The organism is Filimonas lacunae (assembly GCF_002355595.1).
Taxonomy (GTDB): Bacteria; Bacteroidota; Bacteroidia; order Chitinophagales; family Chitinophagaceae; genus Filimonas; species Filimonas lacunae.
The window spans coordinates 550,184-569,038 of the sequence record NZ_AP017422.1 but is presented as its reverse complement, the minus strand read 5'-3'; the positions used below and the strand labels follow the sequence as shown (position 1 = coordinate 569,038).

The following is an 18,855-nucleotide window of genomic DNA, read 5'->3' as shown; positions in this document are numbered from 1 at the left end:
TAGTTCTTCTTTACCTATATACTTACTAATATTTATTTTAACTAATTATCCTAAAACAAAAGTATTCTATTGAAATACTTGCAATCGCAAACAGTGTTACTGTTAAAACAGCAATTGCAGGCAAACAATAGAATACAAATAATAGTATCAATAAAAGTCACCATCTTAAAACAAAAACCATGCTAAAGCGCAAACGGTTTTTCTTCCAGGTAAAATTTATAGTCTTTTATGATGCCCGCTGTGCTTTTATCCGAACGCGGGAGAATACGAAAGCCTTTTACTTTAACAACAGAACCCAGATCTATAACCACCTGGTGGGGATGGCGCGGTTTATTACCGGTTGTTTGTGTTTGCCAAATAAGCGATTCCTGCGCATCGTATAACTTATCGGCAGCATTATTAGCAGCAGTAACTTCTTCACTATCTGCATATAACACCTTCCAGGGCAAAGTAGACAGTACACTTCCATCTTCTGCCAGCAATTCTATTTCGGCAACAGAGGCAACCGGATCGTTTTCATTTTGTGCGCTGATAGCTTCCAGGCAAAAATACCTGCCCTGCTTCACCGCATCAAATGTTACCGTTTTCCATCCATTTCCTGCTGCGAAGTTACCAGTTATCACGGGTTTATTATTTTGTAACTGTAACATCTGGCCTGGTTTGCGATGCAGTAACGATTCGTCCTGACTGGTTTTATTGAGTATCGGCTTTTCCAAACCAGCCACTACTGCACCAGCTGCCGGCCGATCAACATCCAGCACGATTATTTCGTTAATTCCTTTTTTTAACCAGCTACCCGGGCAATACAATGTTTGTTGCGGGCCAATTTTCCAAAAACGACCCAGATTATATCCATTTACCCATACCATTCCCTTCCCCCACTGACTCATATCTAAAAATGTGTTGCCGGTAGTAGTCAGTATAAAGGAAGTTTTATACCAGGCAGGGCCATTAGCCGGGCTTTTAGCATATTTTGCCTGCTGTTGAAATGCATAGTCTACTGGGAAATTGTATACCTGCCAGTTATGTAATACCGTGCTATCCGCATTTTGCACCAGCACCACTTTTTGCGTAATTCCTTTTCTATCTATAATAGCCTGCCCATAGTTTACCCTACCTGTGGCCTCCACTAATATATCTAGCCTGGCCACTGCATTAGTAGCTGGCAGGTTTACACTATTATCACCGCGGCGACGATCCAGCTTGCCCACAGCTTTCCCGTTTACAAAAACAGTGGCCCAGTCATGCACCTCACTGATATACAATTTTCTGGCAGCATTGCCGGCAGGTAATTGCGTACGATAAAGTATACGCCCCCAGCCCTGGTTAAATTGCTCCATAGAAGCAATATCCACACTGGTATTCGCTACAGGCAGGTTGGCAAATAAGCCGGCTGTTTGCGTAAACCGCATAGCAGGTATAGCAATTGTTTTTTCCGGATTCTCCGGAATATCTCCCAACACTTCGCCTTCCTGCAAATAGTTCTTTAACAGGTTACGCACTGCAAAAAACTTATCGGTAGTGTTACCCGCTTCATCAATAGGCGCATTGTAATCGTAAGAGCTGGCAGTTGGCGCATAGGGCGGCGCATTAGCGCCAGCCCACTGACCAAAAGAAGTACCGCCATGAGCCATGTACAGACTAAAGGAGATATTGCGATCCATCATATCCTTTAAGCTGCCAATGAATGAGTTGATATCACGGGTTTCGTGCGGACGCCCCCACTGATCAAACCAGCCTGTCCAGTATTCACTGCACATTAAAGGCGCATCGGGGTTCATCTCTTTAAACTTTTTAAACTGGTTATCAATGTTAGAACCTGCGCCAAAGTTTAAGGTGCTGGCTACGCCCTCCAGTTTATAACGGTGAAAATTGCTGGACCAGTCGCAACGGAATAATTGCACCTTATCAAAGCCCGCTGCACGCACCTGGTCGCGTATAGCACTCATATACACTTCATCATTGCCCCAAACGCCATACTCATTCTCCACCTGCACCATAATAATGTTGCCGCCGTTTTGTATTTGCAATGGTGCCAGTTGTTTGCCTGCCTGCTTCAGGTAGCGGGTGGCTTTTTGCATAAACAGGCTGTCTTTAACAGAACGCACCTGCAAATCTTTCTTTTTCAGCAGCCACCAGGGCAAACCGCCCATATCCCACTCCGCACACACATAAGGGCCAGGCCGTACTATACAATACATACCATTCTTCTGCACCAGCTTTACAAACGCCGCCACATCCTTTTGTCCTTCAAAATCAAACACGCCTTCCTGTTGCTCGTGATAGTTCCAGAACAGGTAAATACAAATAGTATTCATGCCCATAGCTTTGCATAACTGAATACGATGCTCCCAGTATGCTTTAGGGATGCGGGGATAATGCAATTCGGCCGCACGTACCACAAAAGGCTTTCCGTTGAGTATAAAACTGTTTTTACCGGCTTCAAAAGTGCCGGGTGCTGCAGATTGCGCAAAAAGCGTGGTAAGAGTAGCCAGTAATAACCAGCATAAGCTTATCCGTTTAATTATATGGCTCATAGTAGGGTAAAAAATGGTTGCCGAAGATATCTTTTCCCGGGCATTTACACTACCTGTATATTCACCATTAACATTTGCACACGTATTATCTTTTTACAACCTGCTGAAGGACAGCTGGTTTAATATGCTTTGGGGATAGGTAAAATGAGTAAATTGCGCACTATATTCCAATCTATTTATTAACTACTATCACATGCAAAAAAGATTTGTACATTTTTTAGCAGGATGCACACTGGTAGCAAGCCTTGCTTCTTGTGGCAACAATGCCCCTACTACAGAAGGTAAAAAAGACAGCACCAAAACATTTACTATTACCGAAGACACTGTTGACATTCAGGCCGACAGTGTGGTGTTGAAAAGCGTAGTAGCCTACAGCTCTGACACCTCCGTTAAAAAACCAATCGTGTTAATAGTACCGGAGTGGTGGGGTTTGGATGGCTACGTAAAAGGCAGGGCGCAACAACTGGCTGCGCTGGGTTACTTTGCTGTAGGTATTGACATGTATGGCAATGGTAAAGTGGCCGACAACCCAGGTTTGGCTGGTGAACTGGCCGGTGCATTTTACAAAAACCCGCAATTATGGTACAGCCGCTTACAGGCTGCTTTAGCTAAAGCTAAAACCTATCCTGGTGTAGACACCAGCAAAGTAGCGGCTATTGGCTACTGCTTTGGCGGTTCTGCCGTATTAAACAGCGCCAAACTGGGCTTACCGGTTAACGGCGTAGTAAGCTTTCATGGTGGACTGGCAGGTGTAACACCTGCAAAAGGACAAACCAAAGCCGATATCCTGGTTTGCCATGGTATGGCCGACAGTTTTGTACCTGCTGCTGATGTAGCTACTTTTAAAAAGCAACTGGATTCTGTAGGCGCATCTTACACTTTTAAAGAGTATCCTGATGCTACCCACGCATTCACTAACCCGAATGCTACTGAAAAGGGCAAGAAATTTAACATGCCTATCCGTTATAACGGTGCAGCTGATTCTGCATCTTTCAACGACATGAAAGTGTTCTTTGACAAGATCTTTAAATAAGCAGTACTGCTATTTTTACAAAAGTCTCCTGTTTATGCAGGAGACTTTTGTGTTTTATACCCTTACTTAAAAGCTGCTAAAACTTTCAGAACTTTCATTACATATTATAGCAGCTAAAACATGCATGGGATAAAGCTTTGCAGTCCCTTACAATAAGGGACTACTATTACTGTCTGTTGAGGAAAAACGGTTAATATACACCATAGATTCCGTAAAAAATAGCACGCTTTCCCATTGTGCGTTAGTAACTTCGCGCTGAATTAAAACAATCATTTCATGAATGATTTTTTAGCAGCCCGCTCACAAATGGCCCTGTCCCTCGGCTTTCACATTGTTTTCTCGTGTATTGGAATGGTGATGCCCTTTTTTATGGCAGTGGCGCACTACTACTGGTTAAAAACCGGTAACGATGTATATAAGAATGTTACCAAAGCATGGAGTAAAGGAGTAGCTATCTTTTTTGCTACCGGTGCCGTATCCGGCACCGTGTTATCGTTTGAACTGGGTTTGTTATGGCCCAACTTTATGAAACATGCAGGGCCCATATTTGGTATGCCATTTTCACTGGAAGGCACCGCCTTTTTTATAGAAGCTATTGCACTGGGCTTTTTCCTGTATGGCTGGGGCCGCTTTAATAAATGGTTTCACTGGTTTACGGGTGTTATTGTAGGGGTGAGTGGTTTGGTATCGGGCATACTGGTAGTAGCAGCTAATGCCTGGATGAACAGCCCTGCCGGTTTTGATTATATCAACGGCGAGTATGTAAACATCGATCCTATCAAAGCTATGTTTAATGATGCCTGGTTTTCGCAGGCATTGCACATGTGCCTGGCAGCATTTGCCGCTACCGGTTTTGCGGTGGCAGGCGTGCATGCACTTATGATTGTGCGTAAAAGCCATGTGCAGTTTCATACCAAAGCATTTAGAATAGCCGCCATTTTTGCTGCTGTTGCGGCCATACTACAACCCTTAAGCGGTGATATCTCTGCCAAAGATGTAGCTAAAAGGCAACCCGCTAAACTGGCTGCCATGGAAGCCCATTTTCACACCGGTAAAAAAGTGCCGTTGATTATTGGCGGTATACCAGACGAAAGCACCCAAACCGTAAAATATGCAATGGAATTGCCCGGCCTGTTAAGCTTTATGATTGCGGAAGACTTTAATGCAGAAGTAAAAGGCCTGGACAGTATCCCTAAAGAAGATCATCCACCTGTTGCTATTACCCACTACGCGTTCCAGGTAATGGTGGGTATGGGCATGATTATGATGCTGGCTGGTGTGTTATACCTGATAGGCTTATGGAGGAAAAAGCGATGGCTGGAAAGCAACTGGCTGTTGCGTTTTTTTGTGATATGCACCCCGCTTGGTTTTATAGCAGTGGAAGCTGGCTGGACGGTAACCGAAGTAGGCCGGCAGCCCTGGATTATACATGGCATTATGCGCACAGCAGATGCCGTAACCCCTATGCCCGGCATCAATTATTCGTTTTACCTGTTTACAGCTGTGTATATGTCGCTGGCTGTGATAGTAACCTTTATGCTGTACCGCCAGATTAAAATGGTAGGCAAACTGTATGATATAACTCCTGCTTCACACTTAACCACCCATTAAGCTTATGCTGTACGTTATTATCTGTTTTTTATGGGCATCTATCTGGCTATACCTGTTATTAGGCGGCGCCGATTTTGGAGCAGGTATTCTGGAACTGTTCACCTCTAAAGGCAACCGCGATAAAACACGTGATACCATGTACCAGGCCATTGGCCCGGTGTGGGAAGCCAACCATATGTGGCTGATCATTGCTATTGTAATACTGTTTGTAGGGTTCCCGGTTATTTATTCCACTATGAGCGTGTACCTGCATATTCCGTTAACGGTAATGCTGCTGGGCATTATAGCACGCGGCACTGCTTTTGCCTTCCGCCACTACGACGCTGTGGTAGATGATATGCAGGTGTTATATAACCGCATTTTTACCTGGAGCAGCCTTATTACTCCCCTGTTCCTGGGCATTATAGCAGGTAGCACCGTAAGCAGCACTATTAACCCGGATGCCAATAATTTTTTAGATGCCTATGTATTCAGCTGGCTCAGCTTTTTCTCTGTAGCCGTTGGTTTATTCACCGTGGCCATCTGTGCCTTTCTTGCTGCTATTTACCTGATAGGCGAAACCAATAACGATACCGATAAAAAACGCTTTATCAGCAAAGCAAGGATAGCCAACATTGCGGCCGTTATTTTTGGCGGCATGGTGTTTACAGCCGCCTGGAAAGAAGGGATACCACTGGTAGACTGGATTTTTGGCAACGCCGTAGGTATTGCCGCTATTACAGCCGCCAGCCTGTCGCTGGTGTTATTATGGTACCTGTTACTAAAAGGCAAAACCAAAGTTTTGCGCATACTGGCTGGCTTCCAGGTAACCATGATATTAATTACCACCACCTTTAAACACTTTCCCAATATTGTAATACTCAAAGGTGGCGGCCATTTATCATTGATGGAACATCACGGGCACGATAAAACCCTGCAGGCCCTGGGTATGGCCTTGTTGCTGGGTAGCCTATTTATATTGCCAGCGTTATTTTACCTGATATACAGTTTTCAGAAAAAAACAGCTGCCGGTACCGATCATCATCATTAAACCGGAGTTTATAAACAAGTTTGTAGTTTTACGCTGTAATATCCCCCTTCATGAGCAGTACCTCTGTATTACGGCATACGGTAAATGAGTTAATTGAAACAATAGGTGAAGCCCCTCAGCCCGACGGGCTTCACGTGTATATACAGAAAACACCTGAATTCATCCCGGAAATCCCGATCCTGTATCCGCATCGCATGGCCGACCCTTTGCTATTTCTGGTGCTGGACGGAGAAATGACCCTGAAGATGAACCTGGTAGAATACACCATTCGTAAAAACGAATTCCTATTTATATCACCCAACACCATCAGGCAGTTTATTAGCCATTGCAACGACTCTAAAATGGCTTGTATGTGCTTTAGCATAGACTTTATGCTAAAAACAGGGATAGCCAAAAGTTCGCTGGACCCTTCGGCATTTATTTCCAGCAAACAATCGCCGCACCTTGTTCTCACTTCCGAAGAAGCCAATACCATATCGCAGCTGATGCAGCTTTTATATGAGCGCAATATTACACCTGCCAACTACCCTTTTCGCGAAGAAAGGCTGATACACTGCTTTGGTACCTTAATGTATGAGCTGGCAGCCATACATACGAACCAACACCAGAAGCTACCGCTAAAGCTTACCCGTAAAGAAGAGATTAGTGCTTCTTTTTTAAACCTGCTTACGCAACATTTTAAAGAGCAGCGCAGTTTGCAGTTTTATGCCGACCTGCTGTTTATTACCCCCAAATACCTGACACAAACTATCAAGGACATTCTCGGGAAAACCGCCGGTGAAATGATTGATGAAATGGTGATTACCGAAGCCAAGGTATTACTGCACAGTACCTCACACTCTATTGCCCAGGTAGCAGAAAGCCTTTACTTCAGCGACCAGTTTTTCTTCAGCAAGTTTTTTAAAAACCAAACCGGACTTACCCCTACCGAATACCGCAAGGTTTCTTAAACAGGCTTACCATTCCAGGAAAAAGGACTTTTAGACATATTCCGTAGCTATATAGACATTGCGGCGGCTGTTTATTAACGGCAGCTTTGCACTATCATTTAACAGATAGTGTATCACGTATGAATAAGCAGCTGAGCGGAACTGTTACTATAGTTGCGGGCGGAAACACGCCCATAGGCGCCGGAATAGTTAAAACTTTTTTATTACACAATGCTTTTGTAATAGCCCCGCTGTCTACTGCCGAGGAAATTATTCAACTACGCAGCAGCCTTTCCAGCGTGCAAACAGGCCAGCTGATTACCCTGCTGCACGATCCGCTGGATTACCGGAAAGCAGAAGACATTAAAGAATGCATTAAGCAGGTATATGGCCATGTAGACCTGGTGGTATCCGCCTTTGACAATAACTGGCATGGCCGTGCATTGCTGGATATTGAAATAGATGAATGGCAAAAAGCCATTGATGAGAATATTACCGCACACTTTATTATTAACCGGGTAGCGTTGAAGCTGATGAAAGAGCAGCACAAAGGCATGTATATCAACATCTGCAATGCCGATGTGCTTTGTGCCCGGCCTTACGCCTCGCTTACCCGCCTGATTACAGAAAATCAAACGGAGTTATCGGTTATGCTGGCCGAAGAGGTAAAACATTATAATATCCGGTATTATCATTTGTTCCTGCATAACATTGTAACCGGGCAACCGCTTTCAGAACAAACCTATCCTGATTTAACTACCCCCTTGATGACAGGCGAACATATCATTAAACTATATCATCATCAACTGCATAACACTGACCAGTTGTTTCAGTATTATCCCGCCGCTGTAGCAGCTGGTTAGTACTTACCCGCGCATTCATTTACACAATATATAAAAGCAAGTATTATTTATGACAGCATTAAAATGTTTAATGCCCTGTACGGCACTGTATGCCCTTTTGTTAAGTAGCTGCGGACACAGCGAAAAAGCCCCGGAAGCTGAAACCAGGGCTAAAGTGGCTGTTAAACAAATACAGACCACCGGCCAACAGGAAACCCTGTTATATAGCGGCACTATTGAAGCCGACAACACCGTTTCGCTGGGCTTTACCATATCGGGCCGGGTAACTTCTGTGCTGGTGCAGGAAGGCGAGCATGTACATGCCGGGCAATTATTGGCCACCATAGAAACCAATGAATATGAGAATGCCTTAAAGGTATCGGAAGCCAGCCTGGAACAAGCTATGGACAATTTTAAAAGGTACAATGAACTGCATGCAAAAGGAAGTTTACCCGAGCGTGATTTCATTGGCGCCAAAGTGGCACAGGCACAAGCGGAAGCCAACAAAAGCGCTGCTGCGAAAAGATTGGCCGACACCAAACTGTATGCCCCTTTTGCCGGTATCATCTCTTCAAAAGCGATTGAAAAAGGCGCTATAGTAGCCCCTGCTGTTACCGCTTTTACCGTATTAAAAACAGACGTGGTATATGCCCGTGCCTCTGTAACCGAAAGCGAAATAGCTAAACTGAACATTGGCAAAAACGCACAGGTAATCATACCCGTATCGGGCGATACCTGCAAAGGCACTGTTACCATCATTAACCCACAGGCCGATGCTACCACCCGCACCTTTAATGTAAAAATCCGTTTGGCCAATAATGCCGGCAAACTGTTGCCTGGTATGCTCAGCGACATTGCTATACATACCGGCAGGCAAGTGAATGCTATTACCGTTCCGGCTGAAGCAGTAATACGTGATGCTGACGACATCACCTATGTGTTTGTAGTAAACGAAAGCAACAGGGCCATTCGCAAAAGAATAACCACCGGTGGCTTAACCGCCAATGAGGTACTTGTTACTAACGGCCTGCAACCAGGCGATAAAGTAGTAACGGAAGGACAAAACAAATTAAAAGACGGCCAGGCAATAACCCTGTAGTTTATATCACGCTCACATTACCGAGATGAAGAAAAGAAGAATCAATATTATAGAGGCCGCTATGAAGTATAAGCAGATAACCCTGGTTATGACGCTTATATTGGTAATAACAGGCATCATAGCCTTGTTAACCATGCCGCGGAGTGAAGACCCGCGTATCACCGTAAGGCAGGGCCTGGTAATAGCCAGCTATCCCGGCGCCGATGAAGTGCAAATGGAACAGCAGGTAACTAATAAAATAGAACAATACCTGTTTAGCTTTGAAGAAATACGCAAGGGCAAAACCAAATCGGAAACCAAAGAAGGTTTAACGGTAATTACCGCCGAGCTGAATGAAAATGTAAAAGACCCCAAAAAATTCTGGAGCACGCTACAACACGGGCTTAATACCAACATGCGCGGCGTGTTACCTTCCGGTGTACAAGGACCGATGGTGAACAGCGACTTTGGCGATGTGGTAGCGCAGATGATTACTGTATCGGCCCCATCACGCAGCTATGCCGAAATTGAGAAATACCTGGATAAGCTGGAAGACGGCATCAAAACCATTCCTGCCGTTTCTAAAATAAAACGCTATGGTGGACAGCGCCAGCAGGTGTATGTGACTGTAGAAGATGAAAAGCTGCGGCAGTATGGCTTTGACTTCTCTACCATTGCCAATGTGTTACAGGCACAGAATGTAACTAATCGCACCGGCGACATCACATTATCAGCCAGCAGCATTCCCATTTTTGCCAATAGCCGCCTGCATTCAGAAACAGAGATCGGTAACCAGATCATCTATAGTAACCCCAATGGCAAAGTAGTTCGTTTAAAAGATGTATCCCGCATAGAAAGACGTTACGAAGAGCTAAACAGCTTTATACAGGTAGACGATCATAATGTAATGATGCTTACCGTGGAAATGCAGCCGGGCAACAACATTGTAAGCCTGGGCAAAGAGCTGGATGAAAAGCTGGAAGAAGTTAAACGTACGCTGCCACCCGATGTAAAGGTGAACATTATTGTAAATCAGCCCGAAGTGGTAAAAGAACGTGTAAGCCACTTTATGGTGGAATTTGCCATTGCCATTGCTTCGGTAATTATAGTGGTAATGCTGCTATTGCCTTTACGTATAGCCACTATCTCGGCCATTGCAGCGCCGGTTTCGGTTGCCGTTACCTTTGGCGTACTGAATATGATTGGCATTGAAATACACCAGGTAACACTGGCAGCCATGATTATTGTACTTGGTATGGTGGTAGATGATGCTATTGTAATAGTAGACAACTACATTGAAAAACTGGATGAAGGAGTACCCCGCTGGACAGCAGGCTGGCAAAGTGCTACCCAATTAATGGTACCCGTGTTTACGGCTACTGCCGCCATCATCTTTGCCTTTTTACCGCTGGCCTTTTGCCTGAACGGGGTAGCCAAAGAATTTATACAGGCGTTGCCTGTTGCCGTAGGCGTAGCATTATTTGCCTCTTTTTTAGTGGCCCTGCTACTTACCCCCTACCTGTGTTTCCTGTTTTTGAAAAAAGGACTGAAACATAAAATAAGCGACCGTCCGGCTAAGAAAAAAATGCTGGATCATTTGCAGGATGCTTATAATAAAGCCGTTGAGTTTTGTTTCCGTTGGCCTAAAATCACGCTGCTGGCTGGTGTTGCATCAGTAATATTGGCTATGGTAGCAGGCTCTAATACCGAACAGGAATTGTTTCCTACCGCTGAACGAAACCAGTTTAACATTGAAATATGGATGCAGAACGGTACAGACATAGCTGCTACAGAACAGGCGGTAAAAAAAGTAGAAGCTGCTATTAAAACCGATAAGCGTGTGGTAACCACCGCCAGCTTTATTGGCACCAGCTCACCCCGCTTCCATTCTAACTATGCCCCGGAAACACCGCGTAAAAACTTTGCACAGATATTCATTAACACCATAAGCCCTGAAGCTACAGAGGAAATGGCGCATGAATACTTAGCTAAGTTCAACAACTTTTTACCCAATGGCTATGTACGTATCCGCCAATTATCATTGAAGGAAACACCTGCCCCCGTAGAAATACGCGTGATTGGTGATAACCTGAACGACCAGAAAAAAGTGGCTGAACAAGTGAAGGCCATACTGGAGAAGACAAAGGGCACCAACTGGATACGCACCGATTACCAGGATGATTATTTTGGTATTAAAGCCGTAACCAAAGAAGATGCAGCCAGCAGGCTGGGTGTTACCAACAACATGATCACCCAAACACTGGGCGGCGAAATAAAAGGATATACCGTTTCCACCTTCTGGGAAGGCGATAAACCTATTGACATAGTGCTGCGACTGGATGCCAAAAACAGGGCTGATTTTAACCAGCTGGAAAACATGTATATCAGCACCCGCTACAATACAAAAGTGCCTTTAAAAGAGGTGGCAGAATTACAACCGTCGTGGCACACCGGCGTAATTGCGCACCGTAATGGCCTGCGCACACTTACCGTACGTTCCGAAGCACAGATGGGTATTAAAGCCACTACTATAGTAGCAGCCATTAAACCACAGATAGCCGCACTTTCCTTACCGGAAGGCATACGCATTGGTTATGGTGGTGAAGAGGAATCATCTAACGAAACCGGACCGGGTATGGGTAAATCGCTGGGTATAAGCCTGGTGCTTATTTTCCTTACCCTGCTGTTCCAGTTTAAAAACATAGGAAAAGTATTGATAGTACTGGCCACCTTCCCACTAAGCCTACTAGGCGCCATGCTGGGTCTGTTGCTTACCGGTAACCCCTTTGGCTTCACTGCATTCATGGGCATCATTAGTTTGATGGGTATAGTAGTACGTAATGGTATTATACTGGTGGATTATGCAGATGAGTTAATACTTGAACATGGTTACACTATTAAAGCAGCAGCATTGGCATCGGCCAAAAGAAGGATGCGTCCTATCTTCCTCACCTCTTCTGCTGCTGCCATAGGTGTAGTGCCTATGATATTAAGCAAGTCGCCCTTGTGGGCACCATTGGGTAGCGTGCTGGCAGTAGGCCTGCTGGTAAGTATGGTAATGACCTTGTTTATTGTGCCGGTGTTGTATTACAAGTTTATTAAACCGGCTCCCGTAACTGAGCTGGAAGCACAACCCGATGCCGATGAGCATATTCAATACAAACCATCGCATTAACCATTTACGAGCGTTTCAACTTTTTAATACATGAAATTTCTATATTTTATTACTGCTGGTCTTTTACTAACAGGCACAGCCAGGGCGCAACAACTGCTAACCCTGGAACAATGCCGGCAAATGGCCACAGAACGCAACAACAACCTGAAAGCGGCACAGCAAAAAATAGAAGCAGCCAAAGCACGCAAGGCACAGGCCTATGCCGGTGGCAAACCCACGGTGGATGTATCCGCTACCGGCTTTTACTTTGGCAAGCCACTTAACTCATTACTGCCAGAATATGGTATCAGCCCTGGCGTAAGTGTTTCACAATCTATATATGCAGGCGGCAAGGTTAAACTGAATAAACAGCTGGGCGATAATGGTGTACAAACGGAAGAGGAACAAAAAGTGTATACTACCGCCGAAGTTTTGTTCAATACAGAGAAAGCATACTGGCAGGTAGTGCAGGCCGGTGAAAAAATAAGACTGGCCCGGCAATACAGTAAACAACTCGACGCTTTGTTTACCGATTTAAATAACCAGTATGTAGCCGGCATCACTTACAAAAATGATGTGTTGCGCGTAAAGGTGCAGCAAAACGATAACGAACTGAACCTGCTAAAAGCGAAGGATGCGCTGTTGCTGGCTAAACTAAACCTGGCCCAGGTAACAGGCATGTCCGATACCACCGGTTTTGCTGTCAGCGATAGCATAACCGGCAGCTTTGCACAACAACTGGCCGATACGGTGCAGCAGGGTAAAGCCGCCAACCGGGCCGAAATACGTATTCTGCAGCATAACCTAACAGCGGCCAAAATACAGGAAAGCATGTTGAAGGCCGATACCCGGCCTTCCATTAACCTGGGCCTGAACGGAGTTTCTGCCTTTGGTAAGCAAGGTATCAACCCTACCAGCAATGCTAATTTCATGGCCAGCTGGTACAGTATGCTTAGCGTAAACATTCCCGTATTCGACTGGAACAAAAGAAAGCAAAAGGTAAAAGAACAACAATACACCGTTGCTGCCCAACAGTTTCAGCTTAAAGAACAGGAAGAACTGATTTCACTGGAAGTGCGCCAGGCAAACTTACAGCTGAACGAAAGTGCCCGACGCGTAGAGCTGTCCGGAGCATCGCTGGAACAGGCGGAAGAAAATTTGCGGTTAAGCGCCGACCGTTTAAAAGCCGGTACTATTATAGGAAAAGACGTACTGGAAGCGCAAACGCTATGGCAACAGGCATACAGCGATATGATTGATGCAAAAGTGGCTTATAAAATAAGTGAAGCCACACTTAGAAAGGCTTTAGGCAACATGTAACAAAGAGGATAAAAAAATAAGGCGTCTCAAACATTGAGACGCCTTTTCAATTAGGGGAAGGTACTAAATAAAGTGTAACTAACTATTGTTTGGTTACTACTACTCCATCTGCCAGATCGGCATTAATGCTTACTTTAAAAGCATTTTCGATTTTCTGATTACCGGAACGGATCACAAACACAGGATTCATTTCTGAGTCATCTTTCAGCAGGTGAATGGCCTTGCTAAAGTGTGCATCATTAAATTGTCCATTATATAATACGTCACCTGCATCATTCTTTATAATCAAGGTGAACTTTTGTGCTGTTGGATTGTCGAACGCTACGCGAAATACGACACCGTTATCTTCATTGCCTGCGTATTGTACGGTCACTTGCTTTTCAGAGATAGTAGTTTCCTCTTTTTCTTTGCCAGAAAGCACGTTTGCCTTGCTGGTGAAAGTGGCTGAAACCATTACTAATAAAAGAACAACTGCGGCAAAATAACTTGTTTTCATATATTTTTTTTTATGTTGATTGGTGCTTTTCAGAGGTTGTTATTTTCTTTGACGATACAAAAGTAGAACGTTGAACAAGCACATGCAAACCATCTTTTATTGGTTTTTATTATTGGCAAACTTATTTCCAACATACACAACGAATTGAAAATTAGATTATTACAGGTGTGATTTTCTATGATCACCAACGCTGAAATGTTAAGCAAATGATAAAGCATTTGTATTTGCTTTTCACATGTATGTGTATAGCCCATAAGCGCTTCTATGGTTATCAATAGAAGATTTTGTACTTTTGTGCTGCGCATGCACAAATACTGGTACATACTACTGTTAGCAATAAGCGGGTTATTAATACTACCTGTTGTAAGTAGTTATGCCTGCCAGCCACAACATGCCTGTTGCAAGAAAAAGAAGAGCACACATACAAAAGTGGTTGCCAAACAAAGCAACAGCCAACATCACTGCAAAGGTTGCGGCAACTGCAAGCACTCCGGTTGCCAATGCACCCCTCCTTTTAATAGCCTGGTAAGCGTGTTACCGCCTGCACCACTTTCTTATCCTGCCCCTAATCATTCACAGGTGCTGTTATGGTTTTATACCGAAAACCTACCTCCTTCTGTTTACCTGTCCAGCAAGCAACCGCCTAAGTTAGCCTGATTCGTTTAGCACAGCCATAGTTGTGTTCTGCCGGCAAGTAACTATTGCCGGCCCTGTTTGTTATTTCATTTATCCTTTAACGAATTAGTATGAAAGCAATACTTCTGTTCATAGGCATAAGCCTGTGTACCTATACCTCTTTTGCCCAGGTAAAACATGCTGCCACCGCCACTGTAAAAGTGTATGGCAACTGTAATCAATGCAAAACCGCTATTGAAAAAGCCGCCAACAGCAAACACTCCCAGGCTGTATGGAACAGTGACAACCAAACAGCTGTTATCACTTACGACAGCACCCGCACCACGCTTAACACAGTGCTAAAGCAAATAGCCCTGGCTGGTTATGATAACGAGCAGTTTCTGGCGCCGCAAAATGTGTATGCACAATTACCTGCCTGCTGCCAATATACACGTGTGGCTAAAAAAGCCAGCTTACCCGAAACTGAAGAACATAGCGCTCATACAACAACCTCCTCAGCCACCATCCCCGCACATGCCCTTGGCGCAGTTGCTGATGCTTATTTTGCAATGAAAAACGCACTGGTAGCTGGCAATAGCAGCCAGGCCGCTGTAGAAGCCAACCGTTTGCAGCAAGCTATTGAACAAGTAGCTATGGCGCAGCTGGCGCAAGAGCAACATATGGCGTGGATGAAAGCCGGCAAAGACCTGGCAGCTTCAGCTGCTGTCATTGCAAGCGTAAAAGACATTGACAAGCAACGTATGGCATTGGCACAGCTTTCCACTCATTTATACCCGGTGATAAAAGCAGGTGGTATAGGCCGGCCTGTATATTATCAACACTGCCCTATGTATAACGATGGCGCAGATTGGTTCAGCACAGAAAAAGCCATTAAAAACCCATACTACGGCAACCAGATGCTTACCTGTGGTAAAACAACAGAAACTATTCAATAACCTGCTTTTGACTCATCCACGAATGAAATATTGTATACTGCTTGTAGCAGCCAGCATGCTGTTATGCACTGCTATGGCGCAAAAAACGGTGCGTTACGATTTGTATGTAACCGACACCTTGCTTAACTATACCGGAAAGCAAAAGAAAGGCTATGTGGTAAACGGACAAACGCCTATGCCCACACTCACTTTTACAGAAGGCGACACGGCATTGATATATGTACATAACCAACTAAAGAAAGAACAAACCAGCTTACATTGGCACGGCCTGATATTGCCTAATCGTTATGATGGGGTGCCGTATTTAACCACCGCCCCTATTGAACCAGGCGAAACACATGAGTATAAGTTTCCGCTGGTACAAAGCGGCACCTACTGGTATCACTCACACACCGGTTTGCAGGAACAGAATGGCATGCACGGCGCTTTCATTATCCACAAGCGCAACGAGCCTGTAATGCCGGAGTACACCTTAATACTGAGCGAATGGACAGACATGAATCCCATGCAGGTACACAGAAGACTGCACAATGCCGATGACTGGTTTGCCATTCAAAAAAGCGGTGTACAAAAGGGAGCTACGCAAAGCTATGCAGAAGCCATAGGTGCCGGACATTTAGGTACCAAGCTGAAGAACGAGTGGAAGCGCATGGCTGCTATGGATGTAAGCGATGTATACTACAATCGTTTTTTAGCAAACGGCAAACCCGAAACACAGGCGCCACAGTTTAAAGCGGGCGACAGGGTAAAACTGCGCATTATCAATGGAGGAGCCAGCACCTATTTCTGGCTGCAATATGCCGGTGGAAAAATGGAAGTAGTAGCCAGCGATGGTGAGGACGTGGAACCCGTGAAGGTAGACCGTATGATTATGGGTGTAGCCGAAACCTACGACATCATTGTTACCATTCCTGCCGATAGCACAGCCTTTGAACTATTAGCAACCTCCGAAGATAGAACACGCTCTACCTCTTTATGGCTGGGCAAAGGCATCAAACAACTGGCCACACCACTGGCTCCGTTGAAATATTTCGAGGGCATGAAGATGATGAACGGCATGATGAAGATGGATGGCACACTGGATGACATGGGTATGAATATGAGCCTGCAACAAATGGATATGAACGTAGTGATGTATCCTGAAATCACCGGTGGTAACAATAAGCACCCGTTGCACAAAGGCATGCATATGGATAGCGGCGTTACTATGGAAAACCAGTATAACAGCAATGCTATTTCCAACATCGTTACCCTCAACTATGCCATGCTGAAAGCCACCCATAAAACCACTCTACCACAAGCCCCGGTGAAAGAACTGAAATTTGAGCTTACCGGTAATATGAACCGCTACTTATGGAGTATTAACAACAAAACCATTTCGGAAACGGATAAGATAATGATTAAAAAAGGCGAGAACGTACGCCTGATATTATATAACAACTCCATGATGCGCCACCCCATGCACCTGCATGGACATTTTTTTAGAATAGTAAACGGTCAGGGCGATTACGCTCCACTGAAAAATGTACTGGATATTATGCCTATGGAAACCGACACGCTGGAATTTGCAGGCACGGAGGATGGTGACTGGTTTTTCCATTGCCACATACTCTATCACATGATGAGTGGCATGGGCCGCATTTTCAGTTATGAAAATTCAGCCCCCAACCCCGACCTACCCGATGCGTCTAAAGCCTGGAAAACCTTTTTACGGGAAGACAAAGGCATGCACCTGATGGCACAGAACGATTTTGCCAGCAATGGCAATGATGGGGAAGCTATGCTGCAAGGCAACCGCTGGAAGCTGCAAACAGAATGGCGCTTAGGTTACAACAACATGCACGGCTACGAATCGGAAGTACACCTGGGAAGATACCTGGGCCGCATGCAATGGCTATTCCCTTATATAGGCTTTGACTGGCGCTATCGCAAGATGGAAGAAATGGAAATGGAGAAAAACATATTTGGCCAGGTAAACACGAAGGATAAACGAAGTGTGCTATGTGCAGGTATACAATATACCTTACCCATGTTGCTGGTGGCAGATGCCCGTATTGATACGGAAGGAAAAATACGCATGCAACTGATGCGGGAAGACATACCAGTATCCAGCCGCCTTCGCTTTAATTTTATGGTAAACTCCGACAAAGAGTATATGGCAGGGTTCAGATATGTAACTACTAAGTTTATGTCGTTATCTACCCATTACGATAGTGATATGGGCTGGGGAGCAGGTATTACATTAAACTATTAATGCAGTTCCCTGCTTATCATTACAAAAGAACAGGCAGCATCACATTGGAGACACTGCCTGTTCTTTTATTTTGCTTTCATAAATGACTGATGTACTCGTCAGTACATCGAACATATTATCAATACGCATTTATAGAATATTCTTACAGCGATTCTGGTGCAGGTTCATGCTCTTCTATATTTTCATACTTCACTTCACAAATCATGGCAGCAGCTTTCAACAGGTTGCTGGTTTTGTAATCAGGTTTACGAAAACGATTCATCACCCATTCGGTTTCGTTACCCACATCATATAACACGCTTTTACAACCTGCAAGATGACCGGCTTCTACATCATTCAGATTATCTCCTATCATCCACGAATTTTTTAAATCAATCTGCAACTCCTGTGATGCCTGTAACAACATGCCTGGCGCCGGCTTACGACAATTACATTTTTTAGCAAAATCAGCAATCACACCATCCGGGTGGTGGGGACAATAGTAAAAAGCATCTATGAACACATCTGATGCAGCCAGCAAGCCTGCCAGGTGTGCATTCGCTTTCATCAACTGCTTTTCGTTAAAGTAGCCTTTGGCTATCCCTCCCTGGTTAGATACCACTATTAACAGATAATCGTTCTGCTGCAGCATTGACAGCGCCTCTACTACCCTATTTTCCAATGCTATACGTTCCAGGTCAACGTTATAGGGAACATTTTTAATCAATGTTCCGTCTTTGTCAATAAAAACTGCTTTATTCATGTGTTATAGGTTACTGGGTTTATCTGGCCGCTGACTTGCCATCAAGGCCTGGTGATAAAAAATCATGTATGAATGCCCGATATCATTTAATAACAAATTACTATGCCACTTGTTTGCGCAGGCGCAGGAATATTCAGCATTTTATTATATAATCATCATATAATTCGGGCCATTTTATATGATACAAAGGAACCGTTTACAGGCATCTTTATTTCGGTAGGAGCATTTGTGTAGAAGCCTTTCCACAGTGCTCAAACA

The 18,855-nt window shown here is 44.5% G+C and carries 14 protein-coding genes; 11 read left to right on the top strand and 3 right to left on the bottom strand.

The window, feature by feature from the left end; translation table 11 throughout:
• Nucleotides 1-182: 182 nt before the first annotated feature.
• Nucleotides 183-2,537: a beta-galactosidase gene (locus tag FLA_RS02380; protein WP_076381801.1), complete on the bottom strand. Its 2,355-nt coding sequence runs from the start codon at nt 2,535-2,537 to the stop codon at nt 183-185.
• A 193-nt stretch (nt 2,538-2,730) separates the two neighbouring features.
• On the opposite strand from FLA_RS02380, the gene FLA_RS02375 reads away from it, so the two are divergent.
• The 8 genes from FLA_RS02375 (at nt 2,731) to FLA_RS02340 (ending at nt 13,534) form a co-directional block, all read left to right on the top strand.
• Entirely contained in the window at nt 2,731-3,570 is an 840-nt protein-coding gene (locus FLA_RS02375) for a dienelactone hydrolase family protein (RefSeq protein ID WP_076381800.1), read from the top strand.
• A gap of 276 nt (nt 3,571-3,846) precedes the next feature.
• A complete protein-coding gene (locus FLA_RS02370; RefSeq protein ID WP_076381799.1) occupies nt 3,847-5,181 on the top strand; it encodes a cytochrome ubiquinol oxidase subunit I in 1,335 nt (444 codons plus the stop codon).
• A gap of 4 nt (nt 5,182-5,185) precedes the next feature.
• Nucleotides 5,186-6,211, top strand: a complete 1,026-nt coding sequence (locus FLA_RS02365; protein ID WP_076381798.1) for a cytochrome d ubiquinol oxidase subunit II — start codon at nt 5,186-5,188, stop codon at nt 6,209-6,211.
• A gap of 50 nt (nt 6,212-6,261) precedes the next feature.
• Nucleotides 6,262-7,161, top strand: coding sequence for a helix-turn-helix domain-containing protein (locus FLA_RS02360; RefSeq protein ID WP_076381797.1), 900 nt, complete (start codon nt 6,262-6,264; stop codon nt 7,159-7,161).
• A 119-nt stretch (nt 7,162-7,280) separates the two neighbouring features.
• The gene (locus tag FLA_RS02355; protein WP_076381796.1) at nt 7,281-8,003 is read left to right on the top strand and encodes an SDR family oxidoreductase; all 723 of its coding nucleotides are present in this window, start codon (nt 7,281-7,283) and stop codon (nt 8,001-8,003) included.
• 49 nt (nt 8,004-8,052) lie between these two features.
• Complete coding sequence (locus FLA_RS02350) at nt 8,053-9,081, top strand: efflux RND transporter periplasmic adaptor subunit (RefSeq protein WP_076381795.1); 1,029 nt, start codon at nt 8,053-8,055, stop codon at nt 9,079-9,081.
• A 25-nt stretch (nt 9,082-9,106) separates the two neighbouring features.
• A complete protein-coding gene (locus FLA_RS02345) occupies nt 9,107-12,235 on the top strand; it encodes an efflux RND transporter permease subunit (protein ID WP_076381794.1) in 3,129 nt (1,042 codons plus the stop codon).
• Between the two features lie 30 nt (nt 12,236-12,265).
• Complete coding sequence (locus FLA_RS02340; protein WP_076381793.1) at nt 12,266-13,534, top strand: TolC family protein; 1,269 nt, start codon at nt 12,266-12,268, stop codon at nt 13,532-13,534.
• Between the two features lie 82 nt (nt 13,535-13,616).
• On the opposite strand, the gene FLA_RS02335 is transcribed toward FLA_RS02340, so the two are convergent.
• A complete protein-coding gene (locus FLA_RS02335) occupies nt 13,617-14,030 on the bottom strand; it encodes a hypothetical protein (protein WP_076381792.1) in 414 nt (137 codons plus the stop codon).
• 264 nt (nt 14,031-14,294) lie between these two features.
• Here FLA_RS02335 and FLA_RS02325 point away from each other — a divergent pair, with 264 nt between their 5' ends.
• The 3 genes from FLA_RS02325 (at nt 14,295) to FLA_RS02315 (ending at nt 17,855) form a co-directional block, all read left to right on the top strand.
• Nucleotides 14,295-14,687, top strand: a complete 393-nt coding sequence (locus FLA_RS02325; protein ID WP_076381791.1) for a hypothetical protein — start codon at nt 14,295-14,297, stop codon at nt 14,685-14,687.
• An 89-nt stretch (nt 14,688-14,776) separates the two neighbouring features.
• A complete protein-coding gene (locus FLA_RS02320) occupies nt 14,777-15,601 on the top strand; it encodes a DUF3347 domain-containing protein (RefSeq protein WP_076381790.1) in 825 nt (274 codons plus the stop codon).
• Between the two features lie 22 nt (nt 15,602-15,623).
• The gene (locus FLA_RS02315; protein ID WP_076381789.1) at nt 15,624-17,855 is read left to right on the top strand and encodes a multicopper oxidase domain-containing protein; all 2,232 of its coding nucleotides are present in this window, start codon (nt 15,624-15,626) and stop codon (nt 17,853-17,855) included.
• 142 nt (nt 17,856-17,997) lie between these two features.
• Here the strand turns inward: FLA_RS02315 and FLA_RS02310 are convergent, their stop codons facing one another.
• Nucleotides 17,998-18,597, bottom strand: a complete 600-nt coding sequence (locus FLA_RS02310; RefSeq protein WP_076381788.1) for a D-glycero-alpha-D-manno-heptose-1,7-bisphosphate 7-phosphatase — start codon at nt 18,595-18,597, stop codon at nt 17,998-18,000.
• Between the last annotated feature and the right edge of the window lie 258 nt (nt 18,598-18,855).